This is a genomic window from Psychrobacter sp. JCM 18901, from assembly GCF_000586435.1.
Lineage (GTDB): Bacteria > Pseudomonadota > Gammaproteobacteria > Pseudomonadales > Moraxellaceae > Psychrobacter.
In genome coordinates this window covers 119,597-138,311 of sequence record NZ_BAWH01000004.1, presented here as the reverse complement: position 1 = coordinate 138,311, position 18,715 = coordinate 119,597, and the positions used below count along the sequence as shown (strand labels likewise).

General features: G+C 39.5%; 24 protein-coding genes and 1 pseudogene. All 25 read right to left on the bottom strand.

Annotation, left to right across the window (positions count from 1 at the left end; genetic code table 11):
• Position 1: 1 nt before the first annotated feature.
• Entirely contained in the window at positions 2–388 is a 387-nt protein-coding gene (locus tag TT11_RS05140; protein WP_261869360.1) for a cupin domain-containing protein, read from the bottom strand.
• Entirely contained in the window at positions 385–639 is a 255-nt protein-coding gene (locus TT11_RS05135; RefSeq protein WP_261869326.1) for a hypothetical protein, read from the bottom strand. The genes TT11_RS05140 and TT11_RS05135 overlap by 4 nt, the downstream gene beginning before the upstream one ends.
• A gap of 91 nt (positions 640–730) precedes the next feature.
• Positions 731–1,477: a mannose-1-phosphate guanylyltransferase gene (locus TT11_RS05130; RefSeq protein WP_261869324.1), complete on the bottom strand. Its 747-nt coding sequence runs from the start codon at positions 1,475–1,477 to the stop codon at positions 731–733.
• Positions 1,478–1,479: 2 nt separating this feature from the next.
• Positions 1,480–2,027: pseudogene (locus TT11_RS05125) on the bottom strand (sugar transferase).
• Between the two features lie 32 nt (positions 2,028–2,059).
• A complete protein-coding gene (locus TT11_RS05120; protein ID WP_261869323.1) occupies positions 2,060–2,743 on the bottom strand; it encodes a hypothetical protein in 684 nt (227 codons plus the stop codon).
• Positions 2,744–2,784: 41 nt separating this feature from the next.
• A complete protein-coding gene (locus TT11_RS05115; protein ID WP_261869322.1) occupies positions 2,785–3,429 on the bottom strand; it encodes a Wzy polymerase domain-containing protein in 645 nt (214 codons plus the stop codon).
• Between the two features lie 134 nt (positions 3,430–3,563).
• Entirely contained in the window at positions 3,564–3,932 is a 369-nt protein-coding gene (locus tag TT11_RS05110; protein ID WP_261869321.1) for an O-antigen ligase family protein, read from the bottom strand.
• A gap of 335 nt (positions 3,933–4,267) precedes the next feature.
• Positions 4,268–4,525, bottom strand: coding sequence for a hypothetical protein (locus TT11_RS05105; RefSeq protein ID WP_261869319.1), 258 nt, complete (start codon positions 4,523–4,525; stop codon positions 4,268–4,270).
• Between the two features lie 112 nt (positions 4,526–4,637).
• The gene (locus TT11_RS05100) at positions 4,638–5,066 is read right to left on the bottom strand and encodes a pilin (RefSeq protein WP_261869318.1); all 429 of its coding nucleotides are present in this window, start codon (positions 5,064–5,066) and stop codon (positions 4,638–4,640) included.
• 315 nt (positions 5,067–5,381) lie between these two features.
• Positions 5,382–5,834: a type IV pilin protein gene (locus tag TT11_RS05095; RefSeq protein ID WP_261869317.1), complete on the bottom strand. Its 453-nt coding sequence runs from the start codon at positions 5,832–5,834 to the stop codon at positions 5,382–5,384.
• The gene (locus TT11_RS05090) at positions 5,834–6,406 is read right to left on the bottom strand and encodes a prepilin-type N-terminal cleavage/methylation domain-containing protein (RefSeq protein WP_305079960.1); all 573 of its coding nucleotides are present in this window, start codon (positions 6,404–6,406) and stop codon (positions 5,834–5,836) included. The genes TT11_RS05095 and TT11_RS05090 overlap by 1 nt, the downstream gene beginning before the upstream one ends.
• 1 nt (position 6,407) lies before the next feature.
• The gene (locus tag TT11_RS05085; protein ID WP_261869315.1) at positions 6,408–6,872 is read right to left on the bottom strand and encodes a hypothetical protein; all 465 of its coding nucleotides are present in this window, start codon (positions 6,870–6,872) and stop codon (positions 6,408–6,410) included.
• 167 nt (positions 6,873–7,039) lie between these two features.
• Entirely contained in the window at positions 7,040–7,906 is an 867-nt protein-coding gene (locus TT11_RS05080) for a PilC/PilY family type IV pilus protein (RefSeq protein ID WP_261869313.1), read from the bottom strand.
• Positions 7,896–8,273 carry a hypothetical protein gene (locus TT11_RS05075; protein WP_261869311.1) on the bottom strand — a complete coding sequence of 126 codons (378 nt, stop codon included), beginning with the start codon at positions 8,271–8,273 and terminating at the stop codon, positions 7,896–7,898. Before TT11_RS05075 ends, TT11_RS05080 begins: the two co-directional genes overlap by 11 nt.
• 101 nt (positions 8,274–8,374) lie before the next feature.
• Positions 8,375–9,481, bottom strand: coding sequence for a hypothetical protein (locus TT11_RS05070; RefSeq protein ID WP_261869310.1), 1,107 nt, complete (start codon positions 9,479–9,481; stop codon positions 8,375–8,377).
• A 305-nt stretch (positions 9,482–9,786) separates the two neighbouring features.
• Positions 9,787–10,083, bottom strand: coding sequence for a hypothetical protein (locus TT11_RS05065; protein WP_261869309.1), 297 nt, complete (start codon positions 10,081–10,083; stop codon positions 9,787–9,789).
• A gap of 9 nt (positions 10,084–10,092) precedes the next feature.
• Positions 10,093–10,266, bottom strand: a complete 174-nt coding sequence (locus TT11_RS05060; RefSeq protein WP_261869308.1) for a hypothetical protein — start codon at positions 10,264–10,266, stop codon at positions 10,093–10,095.
• 163 nt (positions 10,267–10,429) lie between these two features.
• Positions 10,430–11,290, bottom strand: a complete 861-nt coding sequence (locus TT11_RS05055; RefSeq protein ID WP_201568335.1) for a PilX N-terminal domain-containing pilus assembly protein — start codon at positions 11,288–11,290, stop codon at positions 10,430–10,432.
• Between the two features lie 40 nt (positions 11,291–11,330).
• Positions 11,331–11,507 carry a hypothetical protein gene (locus tag TT11_RS17025; protein WP_370587784.1) on the bottom strand — a complete coding sequence of 59 codons (177 nt, stop codon included), beginning with the start codon at positions 11,505–11,507 and terminating at the stop codon, positions 11,331–11,333.
• Positions 11,497–12,510, bottom strand: a complete 1,014-nt coding sequence (locus TT11_RS05050; protein WP_261869306.1) for a PilW family protein — start codon at positions 12,508–12,510, stop codon at positions 11,497–11,499. The genes TT11_RS17025 and TT11_RS05050 overlap by 11 nt, the downstream gene beginning before the upstream one ends.
• 16 nt (positions 12,511–12,526) lie before the next feature.
• Positions 12,527–13,078: a prepilin-type N-terminal cleavage/methylation domain-containing protein gene (locus TT11_RS05045; RefSeq protein WP_261869305.1), complete on the bottom strand. Its 552-nt coding sequence runs from the start codon at positions 13,076–13,078 to the stop codon at positions 12,527–12,529.
• Entirely contained in the window at positions 13,075–13,566 is a 492-nt protein-coding gene (locus tag TT11_RS05040) for a Tfp pilus assembly protein FimT/FimU (protein ID WP_261869303.1), read from the bottom strand. Before TT11_RS05040 ends, TT11_RS05045 begins: the two co-directional genes overlap by 4 nt.
• 325 nt (positions 13,567–13,891) lie before the next feature.
• Positions 13,892–14,728 carry a ComF family protein gene (locus tag TT11_RS05035; protein ID WP_261869301.1) on the bottom strand — a complete coding sequence of 279 codons (837 nt, stop codon included), beginning with the start codon at positions 14,726–14,728 and terminating at the stop codon, positions 13,892–13,894.
• 75 nt (positions 14,729–14,803) lie between these two features.
• Positions 14,804–16,252, bottom strand: a complete 1,449-nt coding sequence (locus tag TT11_RS05030) for a phospholipase A (RefSeq protein ID WP_261869300.1) — start codon at positions 16,250–16,252, stop codon at positions 14,804–14,806.
• A gap of 385 nt (positions 16,253–16,637) precedes the next feature.
• Entirely contained in the window at positions 16,638–18,659 is a 2,022-nt protein-coding gene (gene dsbD, locus TT11_RS05025) for a protein-disulfide reductase DsbD (protein WP_261869299.1), read from the bottom strand.
• Positions 18,660–18,715 lie beyond the last annotated feature (56 nt).

Below are 18,715 nucleotides of genomic sequence, written 5' to 3'. Positions count from 1 at the left end.
TTTATCCTCGACCATAATTATCTTCTAGCCTGATGATATCGTCTTCCTCTAAATAACTACCCGACTGTACCTCTATCATCTCTAATGGAATGCTGCCTGGATTTGATAAGCGATGAACAGCACCTAGTGGAATATAAGTCGATTGGTTTTCGCTGAGTAGCATAGTCTGATCATCACATAGCACTTCTGCCGTACCCTTCACCACTACCCAATGCTCCGCACGGTGATGATGCTTTTGTAGGCTTAAGCTGGCTTTTGGCTGCACGCAGATCCGCTTAACCTTGAAGCGTTCGCTTTCATCTATACTCTGATACCAACCCCACGGTCTATAAACCTTTTGATGAGTAGTGGCCTCTACTCGCTTGTCTTTCTTGAGCTGGCTAACTATTTTTTTGACATCTTGCTACGTGACTTGTTTGCGATTAATATTGCATCATCGGTATCCACGATGATTAAATCATCTACACCTAATAGACTGATCAAACGCTGTTCGGCATGGACATAACAGTTAGCGGTATCGATACCTATGACGTCACCTAGCCAGACATTGCCATCAGTATCAGCGTTATCCGTCTTCTGATAATCACTAACAGCTTCCCAAGTTCCTAAATCACTCCACCCAGATGCTAACTCAAACATGCCTAACTGGTAGTTACTATCTGTACTAGTGCAGGGCTCTATTACCGTATAGTCAATAGAATTACTGGGTATAGCTTGGAATAAATCAGCATTAGGTCTGATAAAAGGTGTGTCTAATTTTTTTGTTATACCAAGCGCTAGCGGTTCCCTCAAAAATATCGCTGTCAAACTTCTCAATTGCCGTTAACCAAAATTGGCTCTTGATAATAAATACACCACTATTCCAATAAAAGTTGGACTGCTCAATATATTGTTGCGCAAGCTTTAAATTAGGCTTTTCAACGAACCTTGCGATTTTATGATAACTAGACTCAGTGCTCTCAATTTGACATTCGATATAACCATATCCTGTTTCAGCATAAGTAGGTTTTATCCCTAAAGTACCTATCTTAATCTTATTGGCAGTTACTGCACTAACCGCATTATTCAGAGTTGAGCAAAAGTCATCATTATCATTAATAGCATGATCGGCAGGGAGCACTATTAATACTCCATTCTCGTATAGATCAGTAGCCTTTAAAGCCGCAAGTGTCAAAGATGGTGCAGTGTTTTTACCTATTGGTTCTAAGATAATCTCTGCTGATTGATCAATCTGATGCAACTGATCCAATACTAAAAACCGATGCGCTTCATTGGTGACGATAATAGGCTCTTGTATGGTCAAATCAGCCTGAGTCAAAGACTTTATTCGTAGTAGGGTTTGTTGAAATAATGAATGAGCGCCTGCTAGCTTTAAAAACTGCTTAGGATAGCTCTCGCGTGATAACGGCCATAAACGGGTACCCGAGCCTCCGCAAAGAATTACTGGAACAACGAGCGTTTTCCCTTCTTCATTCATTATCATCTTGCCCCAAAGCCCGTAACCATAGTCTGTATTGTCTTAATTACTATCAGTAAGTCTAACGTCAATGAAAAGTTTTTAATATAAAATAAATCATGCTCAAGCTTAACTTTAGTTTCATCCTCATCACTCGCATAACCATGCATTACTTGTGCCCATCCTGATATTCCTGGCTTAACAATATGTCGATAACGATAAAAAGGTATGGTTTCGTTGAAGCGTTTGACGAAGTCTAGCTGCTCAGGTCTGGGACCTATCAAGCTCATCTCACCTCTTAAAACATTAATGAACTGCGGTAATTCATCAAGCGTGTCTGCCTAATAAAGCTACCAAATTTTGTCACCCTCATATCATTGCTCGTCGCCATTTGAGCGCCATTAGATTCAGCATCAGCTATCATACTGCGAAACTTATACATGGTAAATAGTTTACCTCCTTGTCCTATACGATGCTGAGTAAATAATACTGATTCATGATTATGACGGTTTTGCCATCTGATACCTATGGCAACTAGTAATACTACAGGTATTACTACAGGCGCAGTCATTATAATAACTAGCGTATCCATTAGGCGTTTTATTAATAAATAACTCTGCGATGCAGTAGTGAGCCAAGGTTATTTTCATATAAGTGTTTGATAGGCAGTCGCCCTGTCAGCGACTCGCGCACTTGCAGCACATTATAGACGGGCGTACCTTGCAGCGCAGTCTCTGCTAATAGCTGCTCCCACTCTGCGGACAGCGATTGATCTGCTAAATCAGCGACGACCGCATGAAAAGACAAGCTAAGATGAGTAGGCTTGAAGCATGGCGTCAACTCTACCCAACGCACATGGGTGATATCTAATAAGCTCTGAGATCGACCGATAGGCACATAGCCTATAACCACTTGCGTGACGGCCCGTAAATATACTTGGGAAGTAAAGCAAAAGAGCATCCCTAAAACCGCACTAGCGATTAGATAATAGACAGAATAAGGTAGACGAAAGATAAAAAGCACCAGCCCTACTATTATTCCGATGCCTAGCAGCGTAGGCAATACCGTGACCATCGACTTCTGACCAGGGAATTGGGTCAGACGTTCTAAAGTTATCAAGCTAAATACTATAACACTACTACTAGCAATCACACTATTGATCTGAGTGATTTGAATATTATCACTAAGGATATAGTTCCAGAATAGAATAATAGCTGGCAGTATCGCAACTATCAGCCATCCTGTAATAAGGCGTAAACTTAAGTATTGCCATAAATATCGCTGCATTACACCACCGTCACTTCTATTATCGCTTACCCTCGAACACATTAAGAGAAATTATTTTCTATTTCCCATTTAATATAAGCATCATTTATATTTCTGAATTTTACATTGGCATCAGCCAATTTCTGTAAAATCTTACTGACTTCGTTACATTTTTGATTATGATTTAGCGTACAGGCACCTTTAAACAGGTACAAAGCTTCCTCTGGTTGATCGTTTAATGCTAAGTATATGCCTTGTTTGATTAAAATATTGACATCCAAATACTTTGTCAATACACGATTACCGACTGCAATCTTATCATTTAGCTGCTCAGAATTTGTCGGTAGCAGATAATAAATAAATAACTCTTTATAATCAGAAAATCCAAAGATAGAAGGTAAATTATTAACTATATCTATCTGATACTTAGAGAACTCATCCCTTTCATCATCGGACATTTCATCAAGAATGCTATAGTCATACGATAATGTATATTTATGGACTTGGCTATATTGCTTATATTGAACATAATAGTAAGCACTACCTACAGTGATAATGCAGCACAATATAACGAATAGTACATTTAATTTAAGATTTACATTAAATACTTTGGTATTAATCAATGCTAATAGAAATACAGCTAGAATCAAATATCTAGTATACCAAAGAGGGTATTCACTAAAAGAATATAGACCAATAATTAGCAAACTCGTGAACAATAACCCATTATGCGGTGTACTATTTCCTTTGAGACTTCGTATTAATATAAATAGTGGAAAAAAATAAAAGTAACAGACCAATAACCCCTAACTCAGCAGCGACTTGCGAAACTATGTTATGACTATGCATAGAAAAAAACGAACCACTTCATCTCATTAATATGCTCTAGACTGTCCGCTAGTAAATTACCTAAACCCACCCCTGTAAACTGATGATACTTAAACTGCATCCATGCTTGCTGAAACTGCTCTACTCGTAAATATAGGCTACCTTCAGACATTCTAGTTACTGCATCAGCTGTTGTTGGCTGTACATAAATATCTAATAGATATAAGCCAAAAATATAACCTAAAAACATTGCAGTACAAACTACCATTATATTTTTAGTAATAGTAGCCCAACCCTTAGTACTTAGTATATAAAAGAACAAAGAAGCAATGATAAGAATCAGACCGCCACGACTACTAGACAAGGCAACCCCTGTACTCAATATAAACAGTATTGGTAATATACATAGACGGTATCTAGCGATATATTCACTGTATACAAAATGACAACCACTGATAGCCAGTGCATAGATAAAAGCAAGCTGATTAGGCTGAGCAACGTTACCATAAAAACGTATATCATCTGGATTGATAAATACAATCGGTAGGATATAACGAGTACCTAGATATTGTTGTAATTGAACTAAAAAAATTCAACACACCAATTACTACAAGTCCATATGCTAGATAAACGACAACAACTGACTTGTCTTTAATGTTATTAGTAACGAAAGACAAGGTAAGACACGACAATAAAATGGCTAATGGAAATATTATATTATCCAAATAGTCGTAATGAATAAAAAAAGGCTGGATAGCTACCCACACAAATAATAGCAGCCAAAAAAATGGTATCTAGGCCAATTTTTGATAAACGTGCTCTTATTAATATTAGCCCTAAACCTGCACTAAGAATAAAAATGACAATAGTATTAGGGATAAAATCCAACTGACTGGGTAAAAACCTTAATACGGTCAGAGTCCCTACTGCATAAGCTAATAATACAATGGACACTAATACCAAATCAGTATTCAATGAGGATTTAATGCGTGTCAACATAGACAATACTTATATAACAAAATAATAATATAAAAAAAAGGAGAGCATATAGCCCTCCCCCCTTTTTGACAAAATAATATATCAATATTTAAGTACGGCATTCTGATGGAAGGAATTTAACATTGATAGTAGTACCAGCGGCAGCCTTACAGTTCCAAGTTACACTACCTGTTGCGGCACTAGGTGATAATATCAATACCTTGCCATTTTCAATGTTATCTTTAACTGCTACAGAAATTTTACCATTATTTACTGTAACACTAGTTACTGAATTACCGTTAATATCTGCTGGAGTTGCAGGGAGACCTGCTGACGTATTGTTGGCAGGCCATGCGTTGTTAGAAGAATAAAACTCAGTTACTGCTGTTTTAGCACCACCAGCTAGACTTAAAGCTTCACCAACACGGGCACGCTTCGTATAGTCTTGATAAGCAGGTAGTGCTATCGCAGCTAGAATACCGATAATGGCGATAACGATCATTAATTCGATTAGGGTAAAACCTTTTTGAGCGTTCATATGATTTCCTTTTTAGAGAATAAGAAAATAGCTTAATGGACAGCTTATCTTCAGTTATATAATTTATTTACTTCTTATATTAGATAAAGCACTTATCATGCCAATTTATAAATACAGTGATCATTACTTCTAAATCAATACATAAAATGTACGACACATTCAATATTGTCAATTACGTACTATTTTTACCTATATATTTTGATTAGTGTTACTCTTAACTTGCTAAAAATTGTCAGTTTATATAATTTATAGGAGCCAGTGTAATTAAAGATGACGTTTTTTTGTCAGATAAACATGAAGTATGTCACTAACAGGTCATCTCCATTCATCACCTGTTCCGCATTTATTGTTCGGATTATCTCCACGACATTTTATGCCTTGAAAATTCAAACTCAATGTACCATCATTCGTTATTTGACTACCATTCTTGGGCGTAGCTATAATACTCCATTCCGAAGTGAGCGGATTAGGAGTGAAGCTTACCGTATATAGAGCATCACCTTGCTTAGGGTAGTCACCGCTTAACCCTGCAATTAGAGCGTTACTATACGCACCTTGCGCCAATTTACGACTCTGGATTTCAGACGCAATATTATGCATCTCGCTCATCATATCGGTACGCTTAGTCTTGATAACATACTGCTGATAGCTTGGATAAGCTATAGCCACTAAGATTCCAATAATAGCAATGACGATCATTAGTTCGATCAATGTAAAACCAGACTGCTTCTTAAAAACGGTGACTGTCGTGTTTGAGTCAATCCGCATCACCACTCTCCTTGACCCGTACCACAATCACTATCTCCTATTTTCACTTTACTGTTATTTTGACAGCTTAAACCTGTGCTAGATATCATAAAATAGCTAGCATATTCTGTAACCCCCGAACCTCTTGGTTCAGCTAGCATCTTCCAGCTTCTACCAGTTGTATTATCAATACCTGTCGTAGTAGCTGGTACTAATGAGCTAGCAGTATTGACACCATCCACTAATGTGATCTGATAACGATAATTGGTTGAATCACTACCTTGAGGGACATAGATAGTTGTGTTGTTAGCATCATAGGCGTACGTCGCTGTGCTACTACTGCTAACTATTTTTGGTCTAAAACCTTTATAAGTTAACGCTGTTGCTCGCCATCGCTCTAACTGTATCTCTAACTGCAACATTTTAGCTTGTACATCACGTTCAGCATTCATAATCGCATACTGACGATAGCTTGGGATTGCGATAGCTGCTAGTACCGCGATAATCACTACTACGATCATCAACTCTATTAGAGTAAAACCTGACGAGTGAGAGCTGGAGTTATTGCCAATAGTGTCAGCTGAAGCATACACTCTATTTGTCCTCTTCATAAAGCTCGTACCATCTTTTCGGTATGAATTTGTACTTTTCATATCCAAGGTTACTATCACTTGTTGCCTTACCGTTCGTAGCGACTACATTATCAGACTTACCACCACTACCAGTTGTACCATCATTCACAACAGTGTTGTTTGTTACTTGCAAACCCGCCTCATCGGTTTGGTTTAATCCCCCTGAACCAACATTATTGTTATTTCGATTAGCAATTTTAACTTGGTCAGCCAGTGACTGTGGACCGATCAGCATTTTGACATTACGCTGGTCTTTACTATAAGCACCTAATGTCAGTTCTTGTATTCCTTTACCAGCCCGAGTATATCCAGCTGTTCCGTCAAGTGACTCAGTATCCTCACATATTCCATAAGGCATACAGTATGTTTGTCTTTCTGAGCCACCTACTACTCTAGCAGAACAGTTATTTGTCTGATCATAAACCATTTCTGGACTATAGACAGTTGTATATAATCTATTGCCATATGCTAAAGGCTCTCCTACTGACTTTACCCCTTCAACACCGCTATACCCATCAAAATAGGTTAGTGGATAGCGCCATCCTGCATAGTCGTAGACATAACGCTTTTTGGTATCGTTGTACGCTCCTTTTGCTATCGTCTGTAAGACGCTTTGCGATTCGTTAAGTTCTTCAGGGTATTATTTTGCTTAAATGGAAGACTAACAAGATCGTTAACTGTTTTATCTTTCGATATTAGTTTGTCATTTGTATAGCTAAATATACTGGATTGAGCGATATCATAATCAAAAAGATTAAATAAATAGTTAGGGTTATCAGTATCTCTCAGCATAGAAAGCGGCGTACTGCGATCTCCTGATGCAACAGTTACCGACGCAAATATTTCCTGGTAAGGGCTAGTATAGAAACTGACTATAGGTCTTTCATAGAATCGATACGGTACTGTCTGGTCATCCGAGCTGGCCTTAAGCACTCTAACAACTCGTTTAACTAGATTAGCATTTGCCGCACCTGCATTCAGATCCACGCGATAAACACTACCACCCAAATCAGCATAATAGAGGTGGTCAATATTGCCATCATCATCCCGATCCAAAGCAGTAATTCCACCTACCACACTATGATTCATGCTCGTCACTTTAGTGTGGTTTGTACCACTATCGCTACCAGATATAGACGAGATAATACTACCATCACTAGCATCTAATATATAAACCGCATTACCTTCTGCCTGCGTTTTTTTATCGCAACTTGTATTGTCACCACTAGTTTGTAATTTGAAACTTGGATTCTCATAGCAAGTATCATAACCACCAGCAACGATAATCACATCTTTAGACTCGTATTTTGTTCCTTTCTTCATTCTAATTTTTGCGACTGTAGGTTCACTCCAAACTTGTCCTAAACGAGAAAATCCAGCATCAGTCGTATTTTTAGAGAATAAGAAGGTTGGTTTATCTTTTGTAGTTAGATCCAAGCCGTATACGCCTTTACCGCCCATTCTTAGGCCACCATATGCTTTTACTGACGTCGCCTTTACTTTTTTTGGGCGTTCCTGAAAAGTCATATTCTAGTACTGAACTACTCGTCCATGGTGCGTCAACGCCGAATACAGTTCTACCTACAGCGCCTTCACTGTCTGCTTTTAGCGCTTTTAATTGCTGTTTGATAATAGTTTTAGGAATAAAGGCAAATGTTTCTTCGCCTTTTTCTGATGATACTAAATGTAGTGCTCCGTCCATAGAGCCAAACATAATATAGTCATCACGATCTTTTTCATCGTTAGATATCTCACCATCAGTTGTAAAGTCTGCACCGTAGGATACTTGCTTTGGTTTAGAGTGTACTACGCCTCCTAATACCTTCACCTCTTGAGTTGGTGGATTTTTTTACTATGTCATTAAATGCTGTTGTTTGTTCAGCTACTGTGTCTAAAGCCATAATATTTGCTGTGGCATCTACTGGTACGCTATAGCCTAAAAAAAGATAACAGATATAATTTTTCTTTAACGCCATAAGTACCATCTAGCTTATCAAAACCTGATACGACTCCACTCTCAACCTTTACATTGACAAGCTTGTCATCACTCTCGACATAGACATTACGTGTCGAGTCAGGCGTGGCAGTAATAGGCGCTTTCAGCCGTGCGTAAGCGCCACCCGCATAAATTGAGTTATTTGAGCTCTCACCTTTATCATTTTTGTAATCTGTAGTACTCCACAGATCTTGAGTACTTGCGCTTAAATCATCTGGAAAATCATCATCATCATCATCTACATATAATCTACTAGACTCACTAAATGGGAAAGTAGATTTACCATATAGCGTACCTTGATAGACATTGTATTTCTTTAAATTTCCAGGCCATACATACTGAGAACCAGCTACTTTTGGCTCGAGCATAGGTAAATAAGCAAACGGCTGTAAATTAGTAGAGCTTAGTGGATCATTGGGAATCGTAATGGTGCCTGAAGGGGCAGTTTCAATAACCTGAGTTAGTTTAGCAGTGAAGCTTGTCACGCTGGCTGCAAGGCTATCTGCATCTGTCGTGTAGTAAAAACCACCGCCACCATAGGCCTCACTACCTAACTCACACAGGTTTTTAGCATCTTGAGAAGGTTTATATGATGATGATGCTGACTCATCACAATGATATACCGTCTTACCAGCGCCATCTACCGAAGTCTTAATACCAGCAAATTCTTTACCAAACCCAACAGTGGCGGTTAGTATTGAGCGTTTGGAAGGGTTAGTCACATCTCGTAATTTCTTAGAATAATCACCCATGCATGACCATGCCCCATCTGCGCCATATCTACCATCTTCCAAGCCATCAGGACATTTTTTATTTATATTTAATGAGCTTGTATTACCTTTAAGGCTTAAATTCATTAACTTAGAGGCAGTATTACTTGAACTATTATTAGGCTCGCCATCTGTCAAGAAATATATTCCATAACCACTACACTGTGAATCAGAGACTGGTGCTTTATAGTTTAGATATCCGTTAGCAGGATCTTTAGTGTCTTCAGAAGATACGGCATAACCACTTGCATCAGTATCTTTAACTATCATCCCTTTTTGGTTTTTTTTAAGATAATAGCGAATATTTTCATCCTTTTGAGTCCATTTGTCATCAGAGTTACCGGGGACAATACTATTGGCTAATGTATCAAAATCGCCTAAGTCCTTCGCAGACCAACCAGTACTACTTGTCTCTACCCTAATATCACTATAATTACCCTGTATACAATCAACAACAGGAATAGAGGTTGGATTTCTTCCTCCAGAAGATAAATCAGTGACTATAGAAGAATTAGCGTTACAAGCTTGTATAGTAAATATGCGTTTACCTCCACTCTCAATATAAGATATTCTTCCTAGTATTTTGTAAGCAGTTTTTTTTCTTCTGTTTCAGCAGTCCTGGTACCCATCATATAAGCACCTGCTTCAGCATAAGCATTAGCAGCGGGTGTACCACCACTCGCCCTAAAACTTCTTATCGCATTAATCAGTAATGTTCGCTGATTTTCATCCAACTCACGTGCAGGGACAATGATTCTACCAGCTTTATTATTTACACTACCACTACCTGTTTTATCAACAGAATAGTTTCCTAAGCCGATCATGTTTTTACTTGATAATATGTAATTACCATTGACGTCTTTTTTTCTCAAAAAGCTCAATTAAAGCATTTTTTTTAAGATAGTAAGACGAGATTCTCTACCAAAATCGACAGTGTCCATAGATCCTGATGTATCAAGCATTAAAGTTAAGACAGCACCACCTGATTCTGCTGCTTTATATATTTCCAAATCACCCAGATCGTTCCTACCCGCATTAACGGGTAAGGCCACCATAGAGAGTGCAACGGCATAGCATAAAGGCTTAACAGTCTGGCTAAGCTTAGAATATCGTAACTGATTAAGTATGAGCTTTTTTTAAAATCATGATGAGTACTCTTATTTAACTACAACTGTTAAAAGGACTAATGGAGGCCTTGTTTGTTTGTTTATCTATCAATTAATTGTTAGCGGCTGTCTTACGGTTACCATTGACATCAATGCCAACCAGTTTCTGACAATCTTCATCTATTTTACCGTCTCCTACACCAAACCCATAACAAACAGTATTGTCTATGACGTTCTTAACATAAGCTTGCTGAACTAGTGTTTTAGTCGCAACCCCCTCGTCTTTCATACATTCATCCAGTGATTCAGTGCTACCATCATTAGGGTCAATAGGTTTTTTAAGACAGTCGTTTATATCTTCTTTACTAGCATTCGATAGACTAGGTAATATAGAAGTAGAACGAATATTAAAGACGGCAGACTCGTTGCTTGGCTCATTAGCTTGTATACCAGATCCTTGTGTTACTGATTTAAAGCCCCCTTGTCCTACAACTACACGCGATGGGCGAGTAATATTAATTTGCGTTACTGAGTTACTACGAGCACTAGAGTAGCTTTCCGTCTTTGATATATCACAGTATCCACTACCCGTTGTCATCACCGTACCCCCATTAGGTTTTACGATGCTGGCTTGATTCAATTTAGCAAAGCTATTTAGTCGCGCGTTATAACAAAAGATATATTGATCATCGCGATTTGTACTACCTGCTTGAGAAAGATAATAGCCAAACATTCCCGTCCCTTCTATCACTGCATCTACATAATCTTGATCTGTATCGTTATCAAATATTTTCTCAATACGCTTATTTGCGCTATCTGAAGAGTTTAATAAAAACGTGTCTATTTGATCAGCAGTGGCTACTTTTAAATCTGTTGTACTTCTCTTAACCGCAATAATACCCACTAAAGTAATGAGCATTAAAAACATCAATACTACGATAAGAGTAACGCCTTCCTGTGATTGTCTAGTCATCTCATTTATCCTCTTTCAGTCAGATTATCCGCTTCATCAACTAGATACTGGGTATAGAACTTTCTTTAATGGCTCTTGAGTTTCTCAACATTATATTCGACTCATAAACCCTACGAATAAATGCACTAGAAGTATCTGAAGATAGCTCCTCTTCTTCTCCAAAAACTATGAATTTGGTTGCCCCAGCTTCTCCTGTAAGCGGACGATCAGCTCGCACTAAAACTGAGAGTTTTACAGATATAACGTCTGTCGTGGTTGTCGTAGAAGCGCTGCCTGAAGATTCTGCCTGTTGAACAGTTTTCAAAAAAACTCATATATTGTTCAGGAGTAAAATACCTTAAACTAACCGAAGTATTAGTTGGACTGGTAGCGACAACCTCTACTCCTAGCAAGACACCAAAATAATCAACTCTTGGAATAACGACTTCTCCAGCATCCCCAAAATCTCTTATATTCCGAGTAGCCACTAATTTAGTACTGTCCTTACCACTGATTTCTTGTGCTGCAAGTTCTGCTGTACTCAAGTCTTCTTTGATATAACGTCCAGCGTCACAACGTAGCTCATAACTTTTTATATTTGATTCATAATTAGACTTATTACTCTGAGTAACTTCGTTAAGAAAATACCTTTCAATAACAACCTGTCCTGGTATCATCGTCAAACGTCCATCCCGATCTATTTCTACAGGTCCCCGAACTAAGGAGCCTTCACAGTCGTACATATTCTGCGGTGCTTCGTACTGTATAGTGAGTTGGGAGCTTTTTAAGTCTGTAATGTTACTGTTCCCTGCTTTCCAAGCGTTGTTAACGCTACTTGTACTTTGGTTTCCACTTCTGGTTAGATAGCCAGCTGTAATCTCTTCAGCACCAGCGCTCGACTTGGTTCCTCCCATTTTAATACCATTCATATTATTCTTAGATTTGTCTGTCTGGGTAGTACTAACCAAACTACTGTCACTGGTCATAACCAGACCTGCCGTAGGAGTGAAAGGATTGTTAGTATCCGCCATACCTAAATTACTGAGCCTTATACTCTTTTCTATATTTTGAATACCAAAAATACTCGCTTCTAATATATCTGTACCGCCAGCCTGTACGCTACTGGTCTTAACGCTAGTCAAATAAATTTGCATGACCGCTGCTGAGATTAAAAGACCTAAGGTAAGAGAGATCATTAGTTCTATTAAAGAAAAGCCGTCCTGAGTATATTTAATATTCATTAGTAAGACTCCATAATCAAGCAATCAGAGCCTGCATGATATATTCCAAGCTCATCGGCACAAGCTTACTACTCGCTGAACTGACTCCAAACACTGGCTCTGTTCCGTTCCATGAAGTGATAATACATTGACGTAACTGTTTGTCCGCAGTACCGGGACAAGTAATCATATTGAGTAAAACGCCGTTTTCACATGCTTGTTTCATCGTACTCCAGCTATTATATTTTACTAATTCTTCTGCAGTACATGAATCGCTATCACAGTTCTTCGTCACACTACTAGTTTTATAGTCTGTGACCGCAGCACAATAATCTTTTGTGTCAGAGACATTCCCTAAAACACTCTGTATCTCCTTCTGATAACCTGGTATATTCTTAGGATTTAGTCGCAAGTCTTCAGATAGTCCACGCATCACCGTATTAGCATTTGCTATTAGCACGCTATCATCTGTTGCTTTTATAGATACCATATTGAGTGCACTAAATCCCAATACTGCAACTGCTAGTAGTAACAGAGCAACTAGCACCTCAACCAAACCCACGCCTTGTTGGTTAATAATTTTAGTCATGGGCACGTTCCTTCGGATCTATTACTAATAACGGCAGTAGCACTGACTAAGATTTTTATAGGACTAGCTGCACTATTGCTATCACATATAGTATATGTGGTAACTTCTGCGACTTTATTTGGCTTAAATTCATTACTGCTACGATCTGACTTAATTGTACTTTTAGCATCATACCTATAACTTTCTACCGTGCTATCTACCTTACCTGACACTATATGCTGAATATTTATTACCTTATTAGTATTATCAAAGCTTATCGTTAGTGGTTGACGACGAATAACACTTTCTACCTTAGCCTCTTTTAGTGCATTAGCAAGCGTCGCAGCTGTCGATTTCACGCGCTGGTTTGCAAGTTGAGTGCTAATATTAGGTGCCGCAATACCTGCAATAATGGCAAGAACAGCAATCGTTACCATTAATTCAATTAAGGTAAAACCTGAGCTTACGTTCTTTAGCTTAGGTAGTGGAGTGTTCAAAGATGCATTCACATCGTGTTCCTATTTAAAACTGCGATTATCTGTCTTTTACTTATGGCATATTGATTATGAGTATCTTATATTGTTGCCTTACTACCGTGGTTTTCTACATATATTTATTTAATTACGTGCAATTTTCATTCCACGATATTTAATGAACATCATATAAGAATGCCTATAGGTGCTTTCTGGTGTCCTTGACTTGTATATTAGTTCACTAGAAGACCGCTTAGACACTTATCTTAAAACAACAAATTAGTATACATAGTTATAATAATATAGCGTTAAGGAAATATATTAGCAATAATTAGATATTACTGATAAAGATATATTGGGTTTAGGATCTGCTGCCATGGGCTAATACGTAAGCAGAAATTTGATAGCTACTATGGCTGCTAGCCGTTGCTGATTTTACTGCTGCAGGTGGAATGAACGCTCGGGCTAAAGCTTGTAAGCTTGCACCTGTGGTAGATACGTCATCAAATAGTAGTAAGCGTTTTACCGGAGGCTTTTCGGTTAGTGCAAAAGCGTTATCTAAATTGCTTAGACGTTCGGCACGAGTCAGTCCTTGCTGACTGACCGTATCATCAATGCGCTCCACACCGTGCCATAAAGGAATTTGCCAATGCTTTGACAGTTGTGATGATAAAATACTGACAGGATCAAACCCTCGTTTCACTAGCCGCTGATTGGTCGTTGGCATGGCAACAATCACGCTATTATTACGATGACAGCCATGTGGCCGTGGTAGCTGGCGTAATGCATGTAACAACAATGGCAATTTTGTCATGTCTTCATTATACTTAAACGCCCGAATCGCTTGACGGATTGGATATTCATAATAGGTAGATACTTGGATAGATAATGATCTACCAGCAGCAATGTCAACATCAAAAGGCTGTGGCAGCCATGCGATACTATTATGACAATAAGTGCAGAGTAGACCTCTATTTAAGCGGTGATTGATTTGATGAAAAATATGAGCAAACGAGGATTGATTGCTTGAAAGGGAAAACTCATAATTTTCGCTCAATGCGTCATTACTATTAGCCTGTGATTGCTGCATCAATAGCTGAGACTGTGGTGTACTGCGATAAATACGGCATAGCTGGCAGCGTACATTTAAATACTCTGCCAGCCACAGTCCGGTTTGATAAGGTACTAAGCGGTGCATAGACTATTATTTGTCATAATTTATAATAAATTTCACCTATATTAGAGCCTTTCTCAAATTGATGTCCTTTCTAAATTAAAGCCCCTTCCAATCATTCAGTACGATACCAAACCCGATAGAGGTATTTTCATGATTATAGTCAATGATCGACTCGCCATAGCCTTGGAATAGCTGAACCATACCATTAACGTTCTCTGAGATAGGATAGATATAGTCGATTTGCGCAGCACCTTTATTGGTACCTGGATTGTAGCGCAAGGTACCGCTAATGCTCTGATCAGCCGGCAAATCATACAAGAATTTGATATCACCGTAGCCCATGTAGTCTTCGATATCTGGATTATCGTCATCACTACTACTTTCGTTATTTACTCGAGCCCATAAACGCGGTATGACTGAGAGTCTGCCCCACTCTGCGCCCGCCATGAGGTAGGCACGATTCCATGAACGTGATAAGGGATCATCTTGTCCATTCGAGTGATGGACAGCACCTGCGCCCAACATACGCAGACGTCCACCAAAAGGTAGATCTGCTGTCACAGGTTGGGTTAAGAATATTTCAGGTTGATAATCGGTAGCACGGAATGGACGTGAGTTGTCTTCGTTATAAACTTGCCAATGTGATTCTTGGGTATAGCCAAACCATAGATCAGCACTGGTACCAAACAAATCTTCTGCGACTTTTGTTTTTAGGGATAATTGGAACTTTAATTCAGTCTCGCGTATATCATTAGAATCAAAAGGATCTGTTTCTTGCGATGGTGTATTTGGATTCAAATTGGGATCGAAAGTATAAAATAATGGCAACAGATATGTCGGTCGATATGGTCTAACCGTCCAAGTACCACGCTCACTATTTTTGTCTAGGTCATAAGATAGACTGAGTGGCGAGAATTTTTCGATGTCTGTTTGAGTGACACCTATATTTTCTAAAATTTGTGCCTCGCTATTCGTTTCAGCATCTACTTCTACGTTGCCATTTGCCTTCAATTTGCTGGCTGCTGTTTGCTGACTGGTCATCAAAATGATATCTGCATCTTCAACTGTTGTCCCACTCATCGCCGTTTGAGACTCAGCCAATACCACTTTTGGATTACCTGAGACCGTACTTTGAAAGGTTTTTGCCAAATCGATTGGTTGTTTGGTTGAGGTATAGCTTGGTGTCTTACCTTGTTCAGCCACCTTATCAAAACAAGCGAGGCGAGCAGCACTAGACTGGACTTGAGTACATTCAGAAAACAGCTTGGCTTGCTGAGCAATAAATTCTTTGCTGATTATTTTGCCACTTTGTGTACTCGTATCAGAAGATATCGCACTGTTATCAAGACTCTGTGATAGGTCAAGATCCTCGTATTCAAACGCAGCTTCAGGTGCTGGCAGTTCGTTATAAGTCTGAGAATCATCAGCAGCTTGTACTTGTATCGCGGTACAACTCAACGCAAGCGCAACTGCAATACGAAGAGGCATATGCGCATTCTGGTAAGACGGCTGTTGGTGACGCTGAGTAATGGTATGGGCAAACATAAGTGTCCTTTATCTAACTAGCATTAGCGCTAGCAGAGTATATGAGGTAATTAATATGGCCATTAGCGTTATCGCTAAAATAGAATTGACTGAGACTATCAGCTAATCGCAGATATTAGGAGCGAAAAAAATGACAATTAGTGCCCCTGCTGCATTGTTTCTTTATTGTAATGAAAATATAAGCACGATACTAGCTTTATCGGTAGTTAAAATAAGCACCTATCAATATAATCTCTTATATAACAAATACTTAATATATATTCTATAGTATGAATTTAATGACATTAAAAAAGCCAGCATACTTTTCTTAGTATACTGGCCTTCTTAATATTCTTAAGAATTTTCGAAGTATCACACTGGTTTCTTAAGTGTTAATTGTTAAATATTAATTATTCAACGCCGATAATGTTTGCTCAAACTCTGAGCGACCAATCTCACCCACTTGCTGATTTACTAGCTGACCATCAATATAATACAGTAACGCTGGTGGACCAAAGAGTTGGTAACGAGACAACACAGCTTTTGAGTCTGCTGTCGTCTCAGTGATATCAAGCTTCACTAATTGCCAACCTTGCATTTGTGCTGGGCGATTATGAAACAGGTTCTTGTCCATAATCCGGCACTCAATACACCACTCTGCTGTCAGATCGACAATGACATTCGGATTGGCTGCGACAATGGCATCTAGCTCTGCAAGCGTCGTGATCGTCTTATCAGTGGTGCTATCACTATTCACTGGTTGACCAGACGTTGACTGTACCATCATCGGTGCTGCACCCAATGACGCTAGTGGATGTAAGCTATCATCATTGCCCAATGCAGCGCCAACTATTAGGCAAGCCGCCCAAATACCAGCGATAAGGCTCAATGCTTGGGTCAGCATACGACCTTTACCTAGCCAACTCCATGCCCATGTTGCCACGACCATAAACCACAATGCCCATACCATAAGCATGACTGGCGATATAAACACGCGCTCAATCAATAACAGTGCCACGGCAAATAGTAGTAAAGCAAAGCCTTGCTTGACCCAATTCATCCACTCGCCAGCCTTTGGCATAATCTTGCCTTGAGTCGCACCGATTAGAATAAGCGGCGCTGATAAACCAAAACCCAGCATGAATAAAGCGGCAAAGCCGAGCAACGGACTACCAATGGTAGAAACCGCTAATAATGCCCCAAATAATGGTGCAGAAACACAAGGTGACACGACTAGCGCTGATAAAAACCCAGCGAGCAAACTGCCGCCTGTACTACCAAGCTTACTGTCACCTGCTTGGCTTAAGCCTTGCATCTTTCGACTGATTGTATGCGGCAAACGTATACTAAAAAGCCCCAACATATATAGCGCGAGCAATATAAAAACGATAGCAAAGCTGATGAGAATGATCGGGTTCTGCAGCCAACCAATAATACCTAAAGACTCACCGAATACTGCAATGACAGCGCCCAAAATACCATAAGCAGTCGCTACCCCAATCGCGTAACTGGTGGTCAAGATGACACCGCGTTTGACCGTTGGGTTTTGTTCGCGGGCTACAATGTTGGCCACGATAGGTAACATCGGTAACACACATGGCGTCAAGGCCAAGCCTAAGCCTGCTAAAAATAATAGTACTAATGCCAGCCAAGGGTGAGAAGCCAAACCAAAAGGATCGGTATCAACAAAACTATTGTTTGATGCGTTTTCGCTATTGGCCGTCTCGCCTGTTACGCTGCTATTTGCTGCAGAAATCGTATTCGTCGCTGCATTACTATCTAAAGAATCATACTCTACAGCGCTGTCATCAATGAGATCATAATCAATAGCCCCATCGTCTGTCAGTGCTTGCGCCTCATCAGGCAAAGTATTATCAAGAGCTGTTGAGCTTGCTTCCTCTGGTGTCGCCGTAGCACTATTCTCTGAATCGGTCGAGCTCGCACTATCTGCTGATACCTGCGTCGATGCAGCTGCAATATCGACAGTCGTATTAATCTTTTCAGGTGGATAGCACAGTCCTGCTTTTGCACAGCCCTGCCAGCCGACGACGATAGCGGCACCATCTATACTCTTGCCACTATTGTTCGTCAGTGTGGTGGTAGCGACCATGTTGGCTTGATCAAATACCAGTACTTTGCCAAAAGTCGGGTCATCTATTGAGTACGGTGTTTGGCTAAAGGTAAAAGGTGCAGCCGTCACGCCAGCGGGTAGCGTAAGCTTAATTTGTTTTTTATATACGTAATGTTCAGGGGTGATATCGAAATTAATAGATAACCGCGTACCCGATTTGACAGGGGTACTATCTGTACTTACCTGAAACGCTTGATCCACTGGCAAAAACTTTGACTTCGACGAGCTTTCACTACTACCGAAAAGGTCGCCTAACCCTGCAGCTTGTACCGTTGATATTGCTGATAAACCTGTCAACAATGAGCCACTAGCGATAGCAAGCGCTAAAATATGTGATTTTTTTCGAATGGGTA